Origin of the sequence: Pseudomonas sp. PA15(2017) (genome assembly GCF_001945395.1) — a bacterium.
In the GTDB taxonomy this organism is placed as follows: domain Bacteria; phylum Pseudomonadota; class Gammaproteobacteria; order Pseudomonadales; family Pseudomonadaceae; genus Aquipseudomonas.
Genome location: NZ_MSXV01000009.1, coordinates 21713 through 42465 on the forward strand (window position 1 = coordinate 21713; position 20753 = coordinate 42465).

Annotated in this window: 22 protein-coding genes; 14 read left to right on the top strand and 8 right to left on the bottom strand. The window is 63.2% G+C overall.

Annotated elements, in window-relative coordinates; translation table 11 throughout:
- Position 1: 1 nt before the first annotated feature.
- The 6 genes from BVH03_RS03440 to modC all read left to right on the top strand — a co-directional run bounded on the left by BVH03_RS03440 (position 2) and on the right by modC (position 5926).
- Positions 2 to 883 carry a proline/glycine betaine ABC transporter permease gene (locus tag BVH03_RS03440; RefSeq protein WP_075959907.1) on the top strand — a complete coding sequence of 294 codons (882 nt, stop codon included), beginning with the start codon at positions 2 to 4 and terminating at the stop codon, positions 881 to 883.
- Positions 884 to 926: 43 nt separating this feature from the next.
- Positions 927 to 1871: a choline ABC transporter substrate-binding protein gene (locus BVH03_RS03445; protein ID WP_075959908.1), complete on the top strand. Its 945-nt coding sequence runs from the start codon at positions 927 to 929 to the stop codon at positions 1869 to 1871.
- Between the two features lie 208 nt (positions 1872 to 2079).
- Positions 2080 to 2940: a glycine betaine ABC transporter substrate-binding protein gene (locus BVH03_RS03450; protein WP_075929757.1), complete on the top strand. Its 861-nt coding sequence runs from the start codon at positions 2080 to 2082 to the stop codon at positions 2938 to 2940.
- Between the two features lie 182 nt (positions 2941 to 3122).
- On the top strand, positions 3123 to 3881 hold the full coding sequence (gene modA / locus BVH03_RS03455; RefSeq protein WP_075959909.1) for a molybdate ABC transporter substrate-binding protein: 759 nt from the start codon (positions 3123 to 3125) through the stop codon (positions 3879 to 3881).
- Between the two features lie 270 nt (positions 3882 to 4151).
- Positions 4152 to 4835 carry a molybdate ABC transporter permease subunit gene (modB, locus tag BVH03_RS03460; protein WP_075959910.1) on the top strand — a complete coding sequence of 228 codons (684 nt, stop codon included), beginning with the start codon at positions 4152 to 4154 and terminating at the stop codon, positions 4833 to 4835.
- Positions 4832 to 5926 carry a molybdenum ABC transporter ATP-binding protein gene (gene modC / locus BVH03_RS03465; RefSeq protein WP_075959911.1) on the top strand — a complete coding sequence of 365 codons (1095 nt, stop codon included), beginning with the start codon at positions 4832 to 4834 and terminating at the stop codon, positions 5924 to 5926. The genes modB and modC overlap by 4 nt, the downstream gene beginning before the upstream one ends.
- A 217-nt stretch (positions 5927 to 6143) precedes the next feature.
- On the opposite strand, the gene BVH03_RS03470 is transcribed toward modC, so the two are convergent.
- Entirely contained in the window at positions 6144 to 7070 is a 927-nt protein-coding gene (locus tag BVH03_RS03470) for a sigma 54-interacting transcriptional regulator (RefSeq protein WP_075959912.1), read from the bottom strand.
- 52 nt (positions 7071 to 7122) lie between these two features.
- Positions 7123 to 7704, bottom strand: a complete 582-nt coding sequence (locus BVH03_RS03475; protein ID WP_075959913.1) for an alpha/beta hydrolase — start codon at positions 7702 to 7704, stop codon at positions 7123 to 7125.
- 253 nt (positions 7705 to 7957) lie between these two features.
- On the opposite strand from BVH03_RS03475, the gene oscA reads away from it, so the two are divergent.
- From oscA to BVH03_RS03505, 6 genes are all read left to right on the top strand, one after another.
- Positions 7958 to 8140: a sulfur starvation response protein OscA gene (oscA, locus tag BVH03_RS03480; protein ID WP_013793331.1), complete on the top strand. Its 183-nt coding sequence runs from the start codon at positions 7958 to 7960 to the stop codon at positions 8138 to 8140.
- A 144-nt stretch (positions 8141 to 8284) separates the two neighbouring features.
- Positions 8285 to 9286 (top strand): sulfate ABC transporter substrate-binding protein, encoded by a 1002-nt coding sequence (locus tag BVH03_RS03485; RefSeq protein ID WP_075959914.1) that lies wholly within the window; start codon positions 8285 to 8287, stop codon positions 9284 to 9286.
- A gap of 78 nt (positions 9287 to 9364) precedes the next feature.
- Positions 9365 to 10177, top strand: coding sequence for a sulfate ABC transporter permease subunit CysT (cysT, locus tag BVH03_RS03490; RefSeq protein ID WP_075959915.1), 813 nt, complete (start codon positions 9365 to 9367; stop codon positions 10175 to 10177).
- Positions 10178 to 10187: 10 nt separating this feature from the next.
- Positions 10188 to 11048, top strand: coding sequence for a sulfate ABC transporter permease subunit CysW (gene cysW, locus BVH03_RS03495; RefSeq protein WP_075959916.1), 861 nt, complete (start codon positions 10188 to 10190; stop codon positions 11046 to 11048).
- Between the two features lie 60 nt (positions 11049 to 11108).
- Positions 11109 to 12101 (top strand): sulfate/molybdate ABC transporter ATP-binding protein, encoded by a 993-nt coding sequence (locus BVH03_RS03500; protein ID WP_075959917.1) that lies wholly within the window; start codon positions 11109 to 11111, stop codon positions 12099 to 12101.
- A gap of 179 nt (positions 12102 to 12280) precedes the next feature.
- On the top strand, positions 12281 to 13471 hold the full coding sequence (locus BVH03_RS03505; RefSeq protein ID WP_083639993.1) for a DUF5924 family protein: 1191 nt from the start codon (positions 12281 to 12283) through the stop codon (positions 13469 to 13471).
- Here the strand turns inward: BVH03_RS03505 and BVH03_RS03510 are convergent.
- From BVH03_RS03510 to BVH03_RS03535, 6 genes are all read right to left on the bottom strand, one after another.
- Complete coding sequence (locus BVH03_RS03510; protein ID WP_075959918.1) at positions 13453 to 14682, bottom strand: nucleoside recognition domain-containing protein; 1230 nt, start codon at positions 14680 to 14682, stop codon at positions 13453 to 13455. The genes BVH03_RS03505 and BVH03_RS03510 overlap by 19 nt on opposite strands.
- 130 nt (positions 14683 to 14812) lie before the next feature.
- Positions 14813 to 15280 (bottom strand): inhibitor of vertebrate lysozyme family protein, encoded by a 468-nt coding sequence (locus BVH03_RS03515; protein ID WP_075959919.1) that lies wholly within the window; start codon positions 15278 to 15280, stop codon positions 14813 to 14815.
- A gap of 7 nt (positions 15281 to 15287) precedes the next feature.
- Positions 15288 to 15452, bottom strand: a complete 165-nt coding sequence (locus BVH03_RS03520; RefSeq protein ID WP_013789335.1) for a DUF1328 domain-containing protein — start codon at positions 15450 to 15452, stop codon at positions 15288 to 15290.
- A gap of 65 nt (positions 15453 to 15517) precedes the next feature.
- Positions 15518 to 15814: a hypothetical protein gene (locus BVH03_RS03525; protein WP_075959920.1), complete on the bottom strand. Its 297-nt coding sequence runs from the start codon at positions 15812 to 15814 to the stop codon at positions 15518 to 15520.
- 202 nt (positions 15815 to 16016) lie between these two features.
- Positions 16017 to 16445 carry a PA2169 family four-helix-bundle protein gene (locus BVH03_RS03530; protein WP_075959921.1) on the bottom strand — a complete coding sequence of 143 codons (429 nt, stop codon included), beginning with the start codon at positions 16443 to 16445 and terminating at the stop codon, positions 16017 to 16019.
- 83 nt (positions 16446 to 16528) lie between these two features.
- Complete coding sequence (locus BVH03_RS03535; protein ID WP_075959922.1) at positions 16529 to 17380, bottom strand: BON domain-containing protein; 852 nt, start codon at positions 17378 to 17380, stop codon at positions 16529 to 16531.
- Between the two features lie 225 nt (positions 17381 to 17605).
- On the opposite strand from BVH03_RS03535, the gene algB reads away from it, so the two are divergent.
- Positions 17606 to 18949 (top strand): sigma-54-dependent response regulator transcription factor AlgB, encoded by a 1344-nt coding sequence (gene algB, locus BVH03_RS03540; RefSeq protein ID WP_075959923.1) that lies wholly within the window; start codon positions 17606 to 17608, stop codon positions 18947 to 18949.
- Positions 18946 to 20730 carry a KinB sensor domain-containing domain gene (locus BVH03_RS03545; protein WP_075959924.1) on the top strand — a complete coding sequence of 595 codons (1785 nt, stop codon included), beginning with the start codon at positions 18946 to 18948 and terminating at the stop codon, positions 20728 to 20730. The genes algB and BVH03_RS03545 overlap by 4 nt, the downstream gene beginning before the upstream one ends.
- Positions 20731 to 20753 lie beyond the last annotated feature (23 nt).

Sequence of the window (20753 nt, forward strand, 5' to 3'; positions counted from 1 at the left end):
CATGAGCGAGAAACTGGATCTGGGTAGCTGGGTCAACGACGCGGTTCAGCACATGCTGGACAACTACAGCGGCGTGTTCGACAGCATGGGCAGCGTGGTCAGCGGCTTCTCCGAAGCGATCGAGAACGTGCTGATGCTGCCACCGGCGTGGCTGCTGATCGCCATCTTCGTGGCCTTGGGCCTGTGGCGCATCGGTTTTCGCTTCGCGGTGTTCACCACCGTGGCGTTCGTGCTGATCGTGATGACCGGCTTCTGGGAACAGACGGTGGTGACCCTCGGCCTGACCTTCTCGGCGACCCTGATCAGCCTGCTGATCGGTATTCCGCTGGGTATCTGGGCAGCCAAGAGCGAGCGCGTATCGACCATCATCCGGCCGATACTGGACTTCATGCAGACCATGCCAGCGTTCGTCTACCTGATTCCGGCGGCCATGCTGTTCGGCCTCGGCCGCGTGCCCGGCATCATCGCCACGGTGATCTTCGCCATGCCGCCGGCCGTGCGCCTGACCAGCCTGGGCATCCGCCAGGTCAACAAGGAAATCGTCGAAGCGGGCCAGTCGTTCGGCTGCAACAGCCGCCAGTTGCTGTTCAAGGTGCAACTGCCCAATGCGATGCCGTCGATCATGGCGGGCGTCAACCAGACCATCATGATGGCCCTGTCGATGGTGATCATCGCCTCGATGGTCGGTGCCGGCGGCCTGGGCAACGACGTGCTGGCGAGTATTCAGCGTCTGGACATCGGCCTGGGCTTCGAAAGCGGCATGGCCGTGGTGCTGCTGGCGATCATTCTCGACCGCATCACCGAAAGCTTCGGTACACCGCAGACCACCGCAAACCGCGCGGGTTGGCTGAACTGGCTGAGTGCGCGACTGCAGCGCCAGTAAAAGGCCATACTCGACTTCCTCTCAATCACACAAGGATTCGCGGATGAACATATTTCACAAGGCAGCGGGTGTCGGCCTGTTGTCCTGCGCCCTGGTGCAGGGCGCCTGGGCCCAGGAGCCGGCCAGTTGCAAACAGGTACGCTTCGCCGAAATCGGCTGGGCCGACATCGCCGCCACTACCGGCGTGGCCATGACCCTGACCGAAGGCCTCGGCTATACGCCGCGCAAGACCATGGCCTCGGTGCCGATCGCCTTCACCGGGGTGAAGAACAAGCAGATCGACGTGTTCCTCGGCTACTGGGCACCCTCGATGGATTCGGTGATCGAGCCATTCACCAAGGACAACAGCGTCAAGGTGCTGCCCAAGGCCAACCTGGAAGGCGCCAAGTACACCCTGGCCGTGCCGACCTACGCGGCCGAGGCGGGCCTTAAAAGCTTTCAGGACATCGCCAAGTTCAAGGATCAGCTGGGCGGCAAGATCTACGGCATCGAGCCGGGTAACGACGGCAACCTGCTGATCGACGGCATGATCAAGGAAAACAAGTTTGACCTGGGCGAGTTCAAGATGGTCGAGTCCAGCGAAGCCGGCATGCTGGTGCAGGTGCAGCGCGCGATCCGCAAGAAGGAGCCGGTGGTGTTCCTCGGCTGGGCTCCGCACCCGATGAATACCCAGTACGACATGACCTACCTGTCCGGCGGTGATGACGTGTTCGGCCCGGACTACGGTGCGGCCAAGGTCTACACCGTGGTGCCTACCGACTACGAGGCGCGTTGCGCCAACGTCGGCAAGCTGCTGAACAACCTGCAGTTCAACGTCGAGATGGAAAGCCAGTTGATGGAGAAAGTCCTTGAGAAAAAGGACCCCGCCGACGTTGCCAAGCAATGGATCAAGGCCAACCCGCAGGTGCTCGACGCCTGGCTGCAGGGTGTGACCACCTTCGACGGCCAGGACGGTGCGGCCGCCGTGAAGAAATTCGTCGGGCTCTGAGCCCGCTCTCACCGCGACCCGCCCGCACCTGGGCGGATCAGGTACAGCAGGCGAGGCGCCACGCATCGCCTGCCAGCCGGGGGCCCAGGCCCCCTGCGCCGGTGCCAACAGGGCCATGCCCTGCTCTGCACAGCTGGTGCCGCAAGGCCCGCGATCAGAACGAGCCAGTAAACCATCTGAACTGCCACTCACTGACGGAGCAAGACCTATGCACAATTTCAAACGCCTCTGCCTGCAGAGCCTCGGTGCTGCTGCCCTGGCCCTGGGCATGTCCGGCGCCATGGCCGCCGACAAGCCGGCCCTCAAGATCGGCTACGTGAACGGCTGGGACGACAGCGTTGCCGTCACCCATGTCGCCGGTGAAATTCTCAAGACCAAGCTCGGTTACGACGTGACCCTGCAACCGGTCGAGCCGGCCATCATGTGGCAGGGCATCGCCCGCGGCGACCTCGATGCCACCCTCTCCGCCTGGCTGCCCGCCACCCACGGCGAGTACTACGAGAAACTCAAGGACAAGGTGACCGTATTGGGCACCAACTACGACGGCGCCAAGATCGGCCTGATCGTTCCCGAATACGTTGAAGCCAAGACCATCGCCGACCTGGAGAAGTACGCCAAGGACTTCGATGGCAAGATCACCGGTATCGACGCCGGCGCCGGCGTGATGCGCCGCACCGAAGACGCGATCAAGGAATACGATCTCAAGAGCATCAAGCTGATGCCAAGCTCCGGCCCGGCCATGACCACCGCCCTGACCCGCGCCGAGAAAGCCCAGAAGCCGATCGTGGTGACCGGCTGGATCCCGCACTGGATGTTCGCGCAATGGAAACTGCGTTTCCTGGAAGACCCCAAGAACGTCTTCGGTGAAGCCGAGCACGTCGACACCGTGGCCAACCCAGGCCTGGAAGCCAAGGCACCGGAAGCGGCAGCTTTCCTGAAGAAGATTTCCTGGAGTGCCGAGGAAGTCGGCTCGGTGATGCTGTCCATCCGCGACGGCGTGAAACCGGACGAAGCGGCCAAACAGTGGATCGCCAAGAACCCGGATCGCGTGGCCGAGTGGCTGAAGTGATCTGAGCGTTCGCCAGCGCGACCTCCCGCAAATGCCAGTCAGCCACCTGACTGGCATTTTTTCGTTCTGTGCCTCTCGCGACTGCCTGCCCGATCAAGTTAGGCTTCCCTACCGCCATATATTTTTGTATATAGCGGTAGCGAAAGTGGCCGCCATCTGCGGCCCTCACCCAGGAGCCATTCATGCACACCCGCCTCGCTCGTCCGCTTCTCCTGCTTTGCGCCAGCCTGGCCATGGCCGGCAACGCTCTTGCCGACCAGGTTCAAGTCGCGGTCGCCGCCAACTTCACCGCCCCGATGCAGGCCATCGCCAGTGCCTTCGAGAAGGACACCGGGCACAACGTGCAGGCCTCGTACGGTGCCACCGGGCAGTTCTATGCGCAGATCAGCAACGGTGCGCCGTTCGAAGTGTTCCTCTCTGCCGATGACAGCACGCCCGCCAAACTCGAGCAGGAAGGCCAGAGCGTAAAAGGCTCGCGCTTCACCTACGCCATCGGCACGCTGGTGCTGTGGTCGCCGAAACAAGGCTTCGTCGATGACCAGGGCGCGGTACTGAAGAAGGGCGAGTTCAAACACCTGTCGATCGCCAACCCGAAAGCGGCACCCTATGGCCTCGCCGCCACCCAGACCCTCGACAAGTTGGGCCTGAGCGACGCGCTCAAGGACAAGATCGTCGAGGGTCAGAACATCACCCAGGCGCTGCAGTTCGTCTCCACCGGTAATGCCGAGCTGGGCTTCGTCGCCCTCTCCCAGGTCTACAAGGACGGCCAGATCACCAGCGGTTCCGCCTGGATGGTGCCGGAGACGATGTACGAACCGATCCGCCAGGATGCGCTGATCCTCAAGAAGGGCGAGGCCAACCCGGCGGCCAAGGCGCTGGTCGAGTACCTGAAAGGACCGAAAGCCGCCGAAATCATCAAGGCCTACGGTTACCAGCTCTAGAGAGCCTGTAAAAGGTATCCTGCGGGGTGGTGCGGCAAAGGCTGCTAGGTGGCGCAAGCGTTCGTTAACATACCTCGCAGGAGGGGCTTTAGCCCCGAGCTCTTTGCACCCTCATAAAGCTCGGAGCTAAAGCGCCTCCTACAAGAGCGGCGGCGCGTGATGTCCGCTTCTGCTTTTCACAGCCCTCCATTTGCAATGCCGGAACCTGCGTCGCAAGATCGGCAGCCTGCTGTGGCCCCGTCTTACCACCAATTCTTGAAAGGCCACCGAATGCCCCTGGGCCCCAATGACTTCGCTGCCATTCTCCTCACCCTGGAGCTGGCCACCCTGACCACGGTGCTGTTGCTGCTGGTCGGCACGCCCATCGCCTGGTGGCTCGCGCGCACCGGCTCCTGGCTGAAGCGGCCAATCGGCGCCATCGTCGCCCTACCGCTGGTGCTGCCGCCGACGGTGATCGGCTTCTACCTGCTGATCAGCATGGGGCCCAACGGTTTCTTCGGCCAGATGACCCAGGCGCTTGGCCTGGGCACCCTGACCTTCACCTTCGCCGGGCTTCTGATCGGCTCGGTGTTCTATTCCCTGCCGTTCGTGGTGCAGCCACTGCAGAACGCCTTCGAGGCCATGGGCCGCGCCCCGCTCGAGGCCGCCGCCACGCTACGCGCCGGGCCGTGGGATACCTTCTTCAGCGTGGTACTGCCGCTGGCCAGGCCGGGCTTTCTCACCGCGGCGATTCTCGGCTTCGCGCACACCGTCGGCGAGTTCGGCGTGGTGTTGATGATCGGCGGCAATATTCCCGGCAAGACCCAGGTGGCCTCGGTACAGATCTACAACCATGTGGAAACCATGGAATACGCCCAGGCCCACTGGCTGGCCGGCGGCATGGTGGCGTTCTCGTTTCTGGTGCTGCTGGCGCTCTACTCCAGCAACCGCCGCGCGCAGAAGGCCTGGACATGAACGACCTGCAGATCCACGCCCGCTTCACCCTCAGCCATCCTGGCTTCACGCTGGACGTCGACCTGCAACTGCCCGGCCGCGGCGTCAGCGCACTGTTCGGCCACTCCGGTTCGGGCAAGACCACGGTACTGCGCTGCGTCGCCGGGCTGGAGCGATCTGGCAGCGGTTACCTCAAGGTCAACGGCGAAACCTGGCAGGACAGCGCCAACGGCATCTGGCTGCCCGCCCACCAGCGCCCGGTCGGCTACGTGTTCCAGGACGCCAACCTGTTTCCCCAACTTTCGGTGCGGCGCAACCTGGAGTTCGGCTTCAAGCGCATCGCCAAAGCCGCGCGACGCGTGCCTTTCGAGCAAGCGGTCGAATTGCTAGGCATCGGTCACTTGCTCGAGCGCCTGCCCGATCGCCTCTCCGGTGGCGAACGCCAGCGCGTCGGCATGGCTCGCGCCCTGCTCACCAGCCCGCGCCTGCTGCTGATGGACGAGCCTTTGGCAGCGCTGGATCTCAAGCGCAAGGGCGAGGTGCTGCCCTATCTGGAGCGTCTGCACGACGAGCTGGACATTCCGATTCTCTACGTCAGCCACGCGCCGGACGAGGTGGCGCGCCTCGCCGATCATCTGGTGGTGCTCGACGAAGGTAGCGTCACGGCCAGCGGGCCGCTCAAGGAAACCCTGATCCGCAATGACCTGCCATTCATCTTCGAGGACGAAGCCGAAGCGGTGATCGACGGGCTCGTCGCCCACCATGACGGCCACTATGACCTGCTCGGCATCGACCTTGCCGGCACCACGGCCAGCCTGCGATTGGCACACGCACCACTGCCAGCGGGGCGCTCGGTGCGTATCAAGATCAAGGCCCGCGATGTCAGCCTGAGCCTCGAGCAGGCCCGCGACAGCAGCGTACTGAATCTACTGCCGGTGACGGTGCAACGCTGGTTCGACCTGCCAAACCCGGCGCACCGCCTGGTGGAGCTGCAACTGGGCGAACAGCGCATCATCGCGCGCATCACTCGCTATTCGTTCGATCAGTTGGGCATCCAGGCCGGCCAGGCGTTGTGGGCACAGGTGAAGTCGGTGTCGCTGCTGGCTTCATAGCGCGCGCCTGAGCAACCCTGCGTGGCAGCGGGCGGGGCGCCTGGTCCATGCCCGCGGAGCGGTCGCGTGCACGACGCGCTCCCGCGTGATCGCCACGCGGCTCGCTGGCGAAGTCGGGCGGGTGGCGCCAGGGTCGTGCCGATGGTGGGTTATGCCGCGACGAAACCTGAAACGTGCCTTCCTACGTGACAGGCGCCATCCCCCACCCTGCGACCCATCAATCTGCCAGCCGCTGTTCGGCTCGCCGCAGCAAATCGCGTAGCGCTGCAAGCTGTCCAGCATCCCCCTCATCCAGGAGCTGCTCGATGCGCTTGAGCGGTGGCGCAGCCGGCAGGTTGAGGTGCCGCGCCTCGATCTGCTCGGCCCCGCACACCAGCAGGGCAAAGTGCACCACGTTTTCCAGCTCCCGCGTATTGCCCGGCCAGTCATGCCGTTCCAGCACCTTCTGGGCGGCCAGGCTGATGTTCGGCAACGGCAGGCGCAAGCGCTGGGTGTAAATACCCAGGAAGTACTCGGCCAGGGGCAGCACATCGCCGACCCGCTCACGCAGCGGCGGCAATTGCAGATGGCCGTCGCTGAGGTAATGGGCCAGGCGCTCGTCGAACTTGCCGGCCTCGACCGCCCGCCAAAGATCGATGCTGGTGGCGGCGACCAGCCGCACGTCCACCGGTGTCGGTGCCGATGCCCCGACACGCCAGGCCTCGCCGGTTTCCAGCGCGCCCAGCAGCTGCGCCTGCAACGCCAGGGGCAGGTCGGCGATCTCGTCCAGATACAGGGTGCCGCCATTGGCCGAGCCCAACCAGCCGGCGCGGCTGCTTGGCGCTCCCTGATGGGCGCCAGCGGTGTAGCCGAACAACTCGGCCTCGCCATGGTTGGGGCTCAGGCCGCTGCAACTCAGGGCCACGAACAAACCGGGGCGCTCGCTGGAGCGATGAATGTGACGGGCCAGTAGCTCCTTGCCGGTACCGGTTTCACCCTCGATCAGAATCGGTACCGGCAAGCCGGCGAGGCGCTCGACCTCCTCGCGCAACCGTCGGGTACGCGGGTCGATGAATACCAGCGCCTTGGCACGAATGCTCAGCGGGCTCTTATCGGCGTCGGGAAAAATCAGCAGCGACGGATCGGCTGCCGTAGACAGGCTCATAGATGACTCTCCATGACGGTCGGGCCGCGAAAGGCCAGGCAGCGGCTACCGATCAGGCACGCAGGCGCAGCTGCTGTTCGATGCGGCTCTGCAGGCGGAACAGGTAAGCGAAACCCTGATCCCAACGCTGGTGACCGGATTTCACATTGATATGCCCGGCACCGCTGAGAATGGCGATCTCGCTGCCCCAGTCGCGGGCCAGTTCGATGGCGCGTGCGGCGCTGGCGGCCGAGTCGTTGTCGGAGCCCACCAACTGGCTGGGAAATGGCAGTGCCTGACGTGCGATCGGCGCGAAGTTGCGCAGGGCCTCCGGGCAGTTGGGACGCTCCACGTCGGCCGGCGCCACCAGCAGCGCGCCGCGCACGCGGCGTATGGAGGCCGTCGATGCCCGAGCAGCCCAGCAGGCGACGGTGACGCAGCCCAGGCTGTGGGCAATCAGAATCGCTGGGCGCGGATCGTCGGCAATCTGCCGTTCCAGCGCAGCGACCCAGTCCTCTCGGCGTGGCGCCAGCCAGTCCAGCTGCTCGACCCGCGCACTATTGGGCAGGCTGCGTTGCCAGTGGCTCTGCCAATGGTCATCCGCCGAGCCCTGCCAGCCTGGGACGATCAGGTAGCGAACAGCTTCACTGCGCATAGGGCGCCCTCCGTATCTACATGACCTGCAGTGTACGAGGGCAAAATACGATCTAAAAAGAATAAGAACTTATTTACTTATTCCCTAACCCAGTTTTCTCGACAGCTAAAGTGAAAACACCCATATATTCTATAAAGATATATAAATGTTCTTAAACAGTATTTTTAAGAATATTTCAAGCTGCTTAGTATCCGCTCCACGCCCCGCCACCGACAGCCGTCGCACCACGATTCGAGGGCAAGGAGCCATAACCATGACCGCCACGCTTCGCAATCTGGAAGGCCAGGATGACGCCACCATCCTGCGCGAAATCCAAAGCGCCCTGAACGGCCTCAAATTCGGCTCGGTGGAAATCACCGTGCACAACGGCCAGGTGGTGCAGATCGAGCGCAAGGAAAAATTCCGCCTCCAGCAGCCTGGCAGCAAGAACGCCTGAGCGCATTTCGCCAACCCGACCACGGGCAGCCCGCATGAACCGCTACCAGTACTGCCGATGTAACCCGCGAATGCCGGCCTAGAGAGCAGACATCGCACCGCCCGACACGCACAGCACCGACTTTCAGTATCAAGGAGCTTCACCATGTCCATCCGCCGTTTCGCACTCGCTGCACTTGCCAGCGCCCTGGTTGCCGGCCCGGTAGCAGCCCAGACGCTGCTCAACGTGTCCTACGACCCGACCCGTGAGCTGTATGTGGAATTCAACAAGGCCTTCAACAAGCACTGGCAGGAACAGGGCAACGAGCCGCTGACCATCCAGCAGTCCCACGGTGGTTCGGGCAAGCAGGCTCGCGCGGTAATCGACGGCCTGCAGGCCGACGTGGTGACCCTGGCGCTGTCCGGCGACATCGATGCGATCAACCTCAACCAGCCGCTGATCGACAAGGACTGGCAGAAGCGCCTGGCCGACAACAGCACGCCGTACACCTCGACCATCGTGTTCCTGGTGCGCAAGGGCAACCCGAAGGGCATCAAGGACTGGGATGATCTGGTCAAGGATGGCGTCGAAATCATCACCCCGAATCCGAAAACTTCCGGCGGCGCACGCTGGAACTTCCTCGCTGCCTGGGCGTACGCCAAGAAGAAGTACGGCAGCGACGAAAAGGCCCTGGAATACGTGACCGAGCTGTACCGCCACGCACCGGTGCTCGACACCGGTGCCCGCGGCGCGACCATCAGTTTCGTACAGCGTGGCCTGGGTGACGTGCTGTTGGCCTGGGAGAACGAGGCCTACCTGTCGCTCGCCGAAGAAGGCGGTGACCAACTGGAGATCGTCACTCCGTCGCTGTCCATCCTCGCCGAGCCGCCAGTCGCCGTCGTCGACAAGAACGTCGACCGCAAAGGCACTCGCAAGGCCGCCGAGGCCTACCTGCAATACCTGTACAGCGAAGAAGGCCAGCGCATCGCCGCGAAGAACTTCTACCGCCCGCGTGACGCCAAGGTGGCGGCCGAATTCAAGGATCAGTTCAAGGACCTGGAGCTGGTCACCATCGACAAGGACTTCGGCGGCTGGGCCAAGGCTCAACCCAAGTACTTCGATGATGGTGGTGTGTTCGATGACATTTTCAAGAAGATCAACCAGTAAGTTCAGCTGATCGATCTGGCCCGCCATTGCGCAACTCAATGGCGGGCTTTGTTGTGGACCTGATCAAAAGGACTCTCCATGTCTCGTCGAACTTCCTCGGTCATACCCGGCTTCGGGCTGACTCTGGGCTTCACGCTCACCTACCTGGCGTTGATCGTGTTGATCCCGCTGGGTGCGATGTTCCTGTTTTCCCTGCAGCTCTCCGCTGATCAGTGGTGGGCGCTACTCAATAATCGCCAGCTGCAGTTCTCTCTGAAGCTGTCGTTCGGCACTGCCCTGGCCGCCGCGCTGCTCAATGGCATTCTCGGCACCATCATCGCCTGGGTGCTGGTGCGCTACACCTTTCCCGGCCGCCGCATCATCGATGCCATGGTCGATATGCCGTTCGCCCTGCCCACTGCCGTGGCCGGTATCGCACTGACCGCGCTGTACGCGCCCAATGGCCTGATCGGCTCGCTGTTCCCATTCAAGATCGCCTATACGCCACTGGGCATCACCCTGGCGCTGGTATTCGTGACGCTGCCGTTCGTGGTGCGCACTCTGCAGCCGGTGCTGGCCGACATCCCCAAGGAAGTCGAAGAAGCCGCTGCCTGCCTGGGCGCAAAACCGTTTCAGGTGTTCCGCCACATTCTCGTGCCAAGCCTGCTACCCGCCTGGCTGACCGGCTTTGCCCTGGCCTTCGCCCGCGGCGTGGGCGAGTACGGCTCCGTGGTGTTCATCGCCGGTAATATCCCGATGAAGACCGAGATCCTGCCGCTGCTGATCGTCTCCAAGCTGGACCAGTACGACTACCCCAGCGCCACGGCCATTGGCGTGATCATGCTGGTGGTGTCGTTCATTCTGCTGCTGCTGATCAACATCCTGCAGCGCCGTATCCAGCCGCAACTCTGAGGAGCCCGTCATGAGCCTTGCAACCCTTGGCAAGAACGCGGCCCGCCCAGTGCGCCGCTCCCCCGGCGCCATCGCCCTGATCGTCGTCGCCTGGGCGGTGTTCGCGGCGATTCTCGTGCTGCCGCTTTACATCGTCGTCACTCAGGGCCTGAGCCGCGGCCTGGAATTCTTCTGGGAGGCGATCCGCGAACCTGACGCCATCTCCGCGCTCAAGCTGACCCTGCTGGCCACCGCCATTTCGGTACCGCTGAACCTGGTGTTCGGCGTCGCGGCCGCCTGGGCGGTGACCAAGTTCGAGTTCCGCGGCAAGAGCATCCTGGTCACCCTGATCGACATGCCCTTCTCGGTGTCGCCAGTGGTCGCCGGCCTGATCTACGTGCTGCTGTTCGGCGCGCAGAGCAAGCTGGCGCCGTACCTGCAGGACCACAACCTGCAGATCATCTACGCCGTGCCGGGCATCGTGCTGGCGACCATCTTCGTGACGTTTCCCTTCGTCGCCCGCGAGCTGATCCCGCTCATGGAGGAACAGGGCACCAACGAAGAGGAAGCCGCGCGCCTGCTTGGTGCCAATGGCTGGCAGATGTTCTGGCATGTCACGCTGCCTAACGTAAAATGGGCGCTGGTCTACGGTGTGGTGCTGTGCACCGCCCGGGCGATGGGCGAGTTCGGGGCGGTGTCGGTGGTTTCCGGGCATATCCGCGGTTACACCAACACCCTGCCGCTGCATATCGAGATTCTCTACAACGAATACAACATCGTCGCCGCGTTCAGCGTGGCCATCCTGCTGCTGGTGATGGCCCTGGTCGTACTGCTGCTGCGCCAATGGAGCGAAGCGCGGCTTAGCCGCCAGCTCAAAGGCCAGGACGATTGAACCCTTTTTGCCGGCGCCGCGCCCTCTCGCGAACCGGCCAGACAGACACAGGTGTATCCCATGAGTATCGAAGTCAGCGGCATCAACAAGCACTTTGGCCAATTCAAGGCGCTCAACGACATCAACCTCAACATCCAGAGCGGCGAACTGGTCGCCCTGCTCGGCCCATCCGGCTGCGGCAAGACCACCCTGCTGCGCATCATCGCCGGCCTGGAAACCCCGGATAGCGGCAACATCGTGTTCCACGGCGAAGACGTTTCCGAGCATGACGTGCGTGATCGCAAGGTCGGCTTCGTGTTCCAGCACTACGCCCTGTTCCGCCACATGACGGTGTTCGACAACGTCGCCTTCGGCCTGCGCATGAAGCCCAAGAGCGAGCGCCCCAACGAAAGCACCATCAAGAAGAAGGTCCACGATCTGCTTGGCCTGGTGCAGCTCGACTGGCTGGCCGACCGCTACCCGGAACAGCTATCCGGTGGTCAGCGCCAGCGTATCGCCCTGGCCCGTGCCCTGGCGGTCGAACCCAAGGTGCTGCTGCTCGACGAACCCTTCGGTGCCCTCGACGCCAAGGTGCGCAAGGAACTGCGTCGCTGGCTGGCGCGCCTGCACGAGGAGGTGCACCTGACCAGCGTGTTCGTGACCCACGACCAGGAAGAAGCCATGGAAGTGGCCGACCGTATCGTGGTGATGAACAAGGGCGTGGTCGAGCAGATCGGTTCGCCGGCCGAGGTCTACGAAAAGCCGGCCAGCGACTTCGTCTACCACTTCCTCGGTGATGCCAACCGCCTGTACGTCGGTGACGACCACCATGTGCTGTTCCGCCCCCACGAAGTGAGCCTGTCCAGCGAGGCGCTGGAAGGCCATCAGGCCGGCGAGGTGCGTGATATTCGCCTGCTCGGCGCCATCACCCGCATCACCCTGAAGGTCGAGGGGCAGGACGAGCTGATCGAAGCCGAAGTGGCCAAGGATCACCTCAGCCTGGACAACCTCGCCCGTGGCACCACCCTGTACTTCAAGCCCAAGGGCGGCAAGCCGGTAAGCACCGCGAGCTGAGCGATCCGCGGGCGCCCCGCACCTGATGCGGGACGCCCGCGGCCAACTCCATGGCTGATCGGCGGAAGCCGCAAGCTCGGGCAAATGCAGTATCCTGCGCATCGTTCTAGACGACTGCCAGAACTGCCTTGACCCTAATCGCCTCCAGCAAGAATCTCGTGTTCCGGATCATCGCGCTGATGCAGCGCCATCCGGGCGCGATCGCCATTTTCGGATTTCTTTCCGGTGTCGCCAGCTTCGTGCTGGTCGACCGCCAGGCCGGGCTGGCCAAGGTGCTGGCCCTGGTGCTGCTGGTCAGCTGGCTGTGGCTGATTCTGGAAAACGTGCTGCGCGAACGCATCGCCGCGCGTTTCGGCTTCGAGCTGCCCAGGCCGCTGCTGCGCTATGCCACGCAGATGATTCACCAGGAAAGCCTGTTCTTCGTCCTGCCGTTCTTCTTCATCACCACCACCTGGAACAGCAGCCAGGCGTTGTTCAGCGGCTTGCTGGCCGCCGCCGCTCTGGTATCGATCACCGACCCGCTTTACTACAAGTGGCTGGCGCCGCGGCGTTGGATCTTTCTCGCCTACCACACTTTGGCCCTGTTCGCGGTGATGCTCACGGCGCTGCCGATCATCTTCAAGCTCAACACCACCCAGAGCTATCAGTATTCGCTGGCCGCAGCGGTGGTGCTGTCGTTTCCCAGCCTGTTCACCATCATCACCGTACGCAAATGGTGGCGTGGCCTGCTGCTGGCCGGCCTGACCCTGGCCATCGGCGCCTTCGGCTGGGTGACCCGCACCTGGGTACCGCCGGCCACGTTGTGGCTGACCGAGGTGGCGATCACCACTGAATTCGACGACCAGAACCGCTCACCCGGCAAAGGCATCGATCAGCTGACCGTCAGCCAGTTACGCAGCACCGGCCTCTATGCCTACACGGCGATCAATGCGCCGCGCGGGCTGGACGAGCGCATCTATCACGTCTGGGAACACAACGGCCAGGAGCTGGAGCGCATCGCACTGGACATCCACGGCGGCCGCGAGAAAGGCTACCGCGCCTGGACGCACAAGCAGAACTTCCCACGGGACGTGGAAGGTGACTGGCAGATTCAGGTACTGACCGACGCCGGGCAGTTGATCGGCATACTGCGCTTCGAGGTCACTCCGGATGCTGGTGCGGCGCCGAATCCCGAACCGACTCAGGATGAGCCCTTGCAGGAGCCCGAGCAACCAGACGCCAGGCCGCAAACCGCGCCTGAGTCGTCAGCCGATACCGCTCCTGAACCTGCCGAGCAGGCCGCCCCGTCCGCCAAGCCCGGCGCGGAGCCGGCGGGTCAACTCTCAGGCCCGCCAGATGGCCAGCCCGCCGCTCAACCGAAAAACCAGTAGCACACGGCGATCGCGGCAACCACGCCGGAGAACTCGGCCAGCAGCGCACACCCCACCGCGTGCCGGGCACGCTGGATCCCTACCGCACCGAAATATACGGCCAGCACGTAAAAAGTGGTTTCGGTACTGCCCTGGATGATCGCTGCGGCCAGGGCCGGGAAGCTGTCGACGCCTTGGGTCTGCATGGTTTCGATCAACATCGCCCGCGCCGCGCTGCCGGAGAACGGCTTGACCATCGCGGTGGGCAGCGCATCGACGAAGCGGGTATCCCACCCGCCCCACGCGACGATCCAGCGGATACCGTCCAGCGCCAATTCCAGGGCACCGGATGCACGCAGCACGCCCACCGCGCAGAGCATCGCCACCAGATAAGGCAACAGGCTCTTGGCGACGTCGAACCCTTCCTTGGCGCCCTCGATGAACTGCTCGTAGACCTGCACCTTGCGTAACGCACCGATCACCAGGAACGCGATGATGATGCCGAACAGCGTCAGGTTGCCGAGCAGCGAAGAAAGCGCCGCCAGCGCCGTGGCGGACATGCCGGCAAGCATGGCCATGAATCCGCCGAGCAGCAGCGCACCGGGAATCATGTAGGCCAGTACCACCGGGTCCCAAAGACGCAGGCGCTGCATGATGGCCACGGAAAACAGGCCGACCAAGGTCGATACGCTGGTGGCCAGCAGAATCGGCAGGAACACCAGGGTAGGATCAGGCGCACCCTGCTGGGCGCGATACATGAAGATGGTGACCGGCAGCAGCGTCAGCGACGACGCATTGAGCACCAGAAACAGGATCTGCGCATTGCTCGCCGTGGTGCTGCTGGGGTTGAGCTCCTGCAGCGAGCGCATGGCCTTGAGGCCGATGGGCGTGGCCGCGTTGTCCAGGCCCAGGCCATTGGCCGCGAAGTTCATGGTGATCAGCCCAAGGGCGGGGTGACCGCGTGGCACTTCCGGCATCAAGCGTGAGAACAGCGGCCCGAGCACGCGTGCCAGCGCGTCCACCAGGCCAGCCTTCTCGGCAATGCGCAACAGCCCCAGCCAGAGAGTCAGCGTGCCGAACAGCAGCACCATCACTTCGACGGACAGCTTGGCCATGGCGAACAGGCTTTCCACCATTGCGCCGAATACGGCCGGGTCGTCAGCCAACAGCCAACGGCTGAGCCCTGCTACCGCTGCCACTATGAAAAAGCTCAGCCACAAGCCATTGAGCATACGTCACCCCCTAGAACATGGCGGCGATGATAACGCGGGGAGACGGGGAAAGAGGAAGGGCTTGAGGAACACAGAACGATTTAGTAACTGTCGGACGGAGCAACGGCGCCAGAAGGCGCCGTCAGTAGTATCAGTACCAGTTGGAGTCTTTCTTCAACTGCTCTTGCAGCAACTGCTTGACCCCGTCGTCCGGCCCACCGAGCCAACGCAGATCAGCGTGCTTGCTGGGTGCCTTGTCCTGCGGCAGGCCATCGGGCACCTGAACCCAGAGGGCGTAGGCATCATCCCTGTCTGGCGTAAAAGCGACGTAGAGGCGCTGATTGAAACAATTGGAGGTTTCGCACAACTGCCCGACCAGGTATTGGTCGCCGTCTTCTTCCAGAGTCTTCATCGGAGTGGCGACGCCGCTGAGATTGATCACCCATTCAGGTAATCGCTCCTCATCCCGGATCAGATCCTGCCAGGCTTCACGATAGTCCGGGTTACTCCCGAGCAGTTCGTTCAAGCGGAACTCGCCATCCGTATTGGCGGCCAAGGCCGCCGCGCTACCGCCCAGCATGAGGGCAGCAGCGAGCGTCTTGAATCGATTCATCGTCATGCCTCGCCTAGCCCCGTGGGCGACGACCCATGATGAACGAAACGATGAACATGACCAGGAACACCACGAAAAGGATTTTCGCGATACCTGTGGCAGTGCCTGCGATACCACCGAAACCCAGTACAGCGGCAACAATGGCGATGATCAGAAAGGTAATGGCCCAACTCAGCATGGCGTTTCTCCTTGGTTTTTTTGGGGTCTAACGGGTGTAACACTTGAAAAATCGTTCACGGGGTCTCAGAACACCCAGCGGGTCTGCTTGGCAGGCGCTTCGACGAAATCGGCGCGTACCCAGTCGCTGTCGCTGTGCGCTTTGGGTGCACCGACGATCTGCAAGGTGGCCGGTACCGCCTGGATGGCTGCGGCGCGTGCCTCGGTAGGCGCTTGCATGGACACCGGCACCACCGCCTGGCTCGAAACCTGTGGCGCCACGACCTGCTGCACGGGGGCTTTGGTCGCCACGCTCACCAACAGGACCATCACAGCAGCGACTGCAAGAATCAGGATCTCGGTGTGGGCGCGGTGAAGGTTCATGCTGGGCTCCTCAAGATCATCGTCGAACGGCTCGGCGTTCAGTTCATGCGAAGATAATTGCAGCCTGCGTGCCAGCTTTTCGAAAAAATAAAATCGTTATAAATCAATAAGTTAAATGATGTAAAACAAATGCCATCATTGGCATCCTGCACGATGGCCGCCTGCGGCTCGGGCGTTCTGCACGACGCCGCAGACGCTGCGATCAGGCGCTCTTGAGCTCGCGCATACGCTGGTGGCATGCGCGTACCTTGGGCATTTCCACGGCCAGCAGCGCGCGGACGTCGGGCTGAGCGGATTCCATGGCATCCTCGAAAGCCTCGAGAATGCGGTCCTCGGCCTCTTCGAGCTGCGCGATGTAAGTCGCCTCTTCGTCACTCGACAGCGTGGCACGTGCGTCGGCATAGGCCTGGCGCAGCTTGCCGACCAGGGTTCCGCTGCTGGTGGGCTCCTCGTGATTGGCGGCGACCTTGACGGCCAGCGCCTGAATCACCTGATGTTTGGCCTGCGCCATGTCGCGGAACAGGGCCTGCAGGCGTACATCCTCGATCTCGTCGTGGGCATGCTCATAGAAGCGCTGGCCATCGCGGATGATGGCGATCAGTTCGTTGAGTTGCTCGGTCTTGTAGCTCATGGTGGCTCTCCTGAAGAGGTTGGCAGCGCCGATGACGCTACCGGAACGCGGCAGACCGGGCGGCCTGCCTTGTCGTAACGGCGTCAGCCGGCGATGCGCAGGGCGTCGGCATCGACACCACGTACGCCACGGATGTTGCGTGCGGTCTCCACGGCGAGGCGTTTTTCGGCATTGCTGAGCACCGTGCCGCTGAGGCTGACGAAACCCTCGCGGGTATCGACCTTGATATTCAGGGCGTCGAGGTTGCGGCTATAGAGGAAGCTGGCCCTCACCTTGTTGGTGATCCAGCTGTCGCTGATCGAGGCCGCTGCATCGTTGGCCGCGTTCTGCGCCTCGGCAGTGGCGCTGTCGGCGGTGTTGATGCTCAGATGGTTGTGCACCTCGCGTACGCCGTCGGTATTGGTGACCAAGTCACCGGCGAGCTCCTTGGCGGCCGGCGTTCCGGCATTGCCGCTGAGGCTGACCACGCCGTTCTCGGCACGCACCTGGATATCGAGCCCCTCGGTGTTGCTGTTCCACAGCAGCTTGGATTTCACCGTGGCAGCCAGTGTCGCGTCGTCGAAGCGTTGGGCCAGAGTCTTGTCAGTGACGAGCCTGGCCTGCTCCTCGATGACCGGCGGGGCCAGGTCGGGATCGATCTGCAGCTTGTTGTCGACTTCACGAACACCTTCGATGCTGCCAGCCAGTTCACTGGCCAACTCGTGTTCGGCAGTGTTCTCGACCGCACCACTCAAGGTGGCGACGCCATCCTCCACGGACACCTGGATATCGAACGGATCCAGATGCCGATTGAGCGCGAATGCAGTGTCGATGGCCCCCTGCTGGCAGGCATCGCTCAATTGCCGCGACAGATCGCCTTCGGCTGCCTGCACCAGCGGAGCCAGGGTGATCAGACCGGTAATGGCCATGGCCAACGTGGATTGTCTCAACAGCATGTAACGCCTCCTTCTTCGCCAAAAAAGCCGCTCAAGAGCGGATCGGTTAAGGTCGCAAGTGGTATGCCAGCCGCCTGTAAAAATAAAAACCAACTAAAATCAGCTGGTTAAATCCAATGCCTGGCTAATGACCGCTTGCACGATGCAAGATCGCGCCATACTAGCCGTGCAACTTGCACGAAGTTTTATAGATAATCTCTGCCATTCACCCCATGGAGCATGTAAATGGAAGCAACAGGTCAGAGCGGGCGCATCCTATTGGTCGACGACGAAGCGGCTATCCTGCGTACCTTCCGCTATTGCCTGGAGGACGAGGGCTATCAGGTCACGACCGCCAACAGCGCCGCGCAAACCGAATCGCTGTTGCAGCGCCAGGTATTCGACATGTGCTTTCTCGATTTGCGCCTGGGTGATGAAAATGGCCTGGACGTGCTCGCCCAGATGCGTGTCCAGGCACCGTGGATGCGCGTGGTGATCGTCACGGCGCACTCGGCCATCGACAGTGCGGTCGATGCCATGCAGGCCGGCGCCGCCGATTATCTGGTCAAGCCGTGCAGCCCCGATCAGCTGCGCCTGGCTGCCGCCAAGCAGCTCGAAGTGCGCCAGCTCTCCGCGCGCCTCGAGGCCCTGGAAGGTGAAGTGCGCAAGCCCAGCGACGGCATCGACTCGCACAGCCCAGCGATGATGGCGATTCTGGAAACCGCGCGGCAGGTGGCCACCACCGACGCCAATATCCTGATCCTCGGCGAATCGGGTACCGGCAAGGGCGAACTGGCGCGCGCCATTCACGGCTGGAGCCGACGCGCGAAAAAGTCCTGCGTGACCATCAATTGCCCGTCGCTGACCGCCGAGCTGATGGAAAGCGAATTGTTCGGCCACAGCCGCGGCGCGTTCACCGGCGCCAGCGAAAGCACCCTGGGCCGGGTCAACCAGGCGGACGGCGGTACCCTGTTCCTCGACGAGATCGGCGACTTCCCGCTGACCCTGCAGCCCAAGCTGCTGCGTTTCATCCAGGACAAGGAATACGAGCGTGTCGGTGACCCGGTGACCCGCCATGCCGACGTGCGCATCCTTGCCGCGACCAACCGTGACCTCAACGAGATGGTCAGGGAGGGTCACTTCCGCGAGGACCTCCTGTATCGCCTCAACGTCATCACCCTGACCCTGCCGCCGCTGCGCGAACGGGCCGACGACATACTTACCCTGGCCAACCGTTTTCTGGCCCGCTTTGTCAAGGACTACGCCCGTCCGGCCCGTGGCTTCAACGAGGACGCCACCAAGGCGCTGCTCGCCTACCAGTGGCCTGGCAACATCCGCGAGCTGCGCAACGTCATCGAGCGCGCCAGCATCATCTGCCCAGGCGAATGGGTGGATGTCGCCCACCTGGGCATGAGCACGCCGGCAACCAACAGCGCGCCGCGGGTCGGCGCCGACCTGAGCCTCGAGGAGCTGGAAAAGGCCCATATCGCCGCCGTGCTGGCCAATAGCGACACCCTTGACCAGGCGGCCAGAACCCTGGGCATCGACGCCTCGACCTTGTATCGCAAACGTAAGCAGCTCGGCCTATGAAGCTACGCAGCAAGCTGTTTCTCAGCACCAGTGCGCTGCTTACCGTTGCCTTGCTGGGGCTGAGCCTGGGGATATTCAGCGTGCTGCAGTTGACCCAGTCTCAAAGCCGTTCGCTGGCGCACAACCTGGAAGTCATCAGCACCAGCCTGGATTTGCGTCAGGAGGTGGGTAAGCAACTGCTCATGATGCTCAGCGAGGACTTCGACGAGCGCACCGTGCAGAGCCTGCAGGACTCCGACCGGCGTATTCGCGGCTGGCTCGACGACAGCCTGACCGGCAGCGTGAATGAGGGTGACCGCCAGGCGGTCCTGGAAATCCAGGCGGCCTATCAGCAATTCAGCAGCCTGCTCGAAGACCCCATGACGGTTCGCCACGAGTTGCTGACCAATGACGACTTCGCCAATACCATCGAGACCGTTCGCGACCGCCTCAACGCTTTGCAGGTCCGTTACGTGTCCGCCGTCAAGGATGCGGAAGTGCAATCCCAGGAGCGTGCCTGGCTGATCGCCGGGCTGCTGGGCCTGGTCGGTCTGGCGGTGCTGGTGATCGGCTTCATCACCGCGCACACCATCGCCCGCCGCGTCGGCCAGCCGATCGACGCCCTGGCTCGGGCCGCCGACCAGATCGGCCGCGGCGATTTCCAGGTCACCCTGCCGATCACCCCGGTTGCCGAGCTGTCGGCGCTGAGCCGCCGCTTCGGCCTGATGGCCGAAAGCCTGCGCCAGCTCAAGAGCAGCAACGTCGAAGCGCTGATGTCCGAGCAACGTCGCCTGCAGGCGGTGCTCGACAGCATTGACGATGGCCTGCTGATCTTCGGCCGCGATGGCCTGCTGGAGCACTTCAATCCGGTCGCTCAGCGCCAACTGGGCTGGGACGACCAGCCGCTCGGCCAGCGACCCAGCCAGGCGCTTGGCCGCCCCGAGTTGGACGAGCAGCTGCAGCACGTTCTGCAGGGCCACAACCTGGAGCAGCGCCTGGCGGATCTGCAGGTCGAGGCCAATGGCGAGACGCGCCTGCTCAACTACAGCCTAACACCGGTAAGTCACAGCCAGGGGCACATCCTCGGAGCGGTGATGGTGCTGCATGACGTGACCGAGCAGCGCGCCTTCGAACGGGCGCGCAACGAGTTCGTGCTGCGCGCCTCCCATGAGCTGCGCACGCCGGTGACCGGCATGCACATGGCCTTCGGTCTATTGCGCGAACGCAGCAAGTTCGCCGAAGAATCCCGCGAAGCCGATCTGGTGCGCATCGTCGATGAAGAGATGGAAAGGCTGGTGCACCTGATCGAGGACCTGCTGAACTTCTCGCGCTATCAGAGCGGCGTGCAGAAACTCGAGCTGGCGCCCTGCGACATCCCGGAGCTGCTCGAAAACGCAGCCAGGCGTCATGTCGGCAAGGCCCAGGCCAGCAAGATTCACATGGAGCTGGAAGTGGCCGACGGCTTGCCACGCACCCACCTGGATCGGGCGCAGATCGAGCGCGTGCTCGATCATCTGATCGACAATGCCCTGCGCCACAGCCCGCAAGGCGGCACGGTGCGCCTATCCGCCCAGCGCCAGGATGAACGCCTGCTGATCAGCGTCGAGGACGAAGGGGAAGGCATCGCCTACGGCCAGCAAGCCCGCCTGTTCGAGCCGTTCGTGCAGATCGGCCACAAGAAAGGCGGTGCCGGCCTGGGCCTGGCGCTGTGCAAGGAGATCGCCCAACTGCACGGCGGTCGCATCGGCGCCGAGTCCCAGCCGGGCCAGGGCGCACGCTTCCACCTCGCCCTGCCGCTCTGACCACCGCCGGCTCGCGCCTGGCC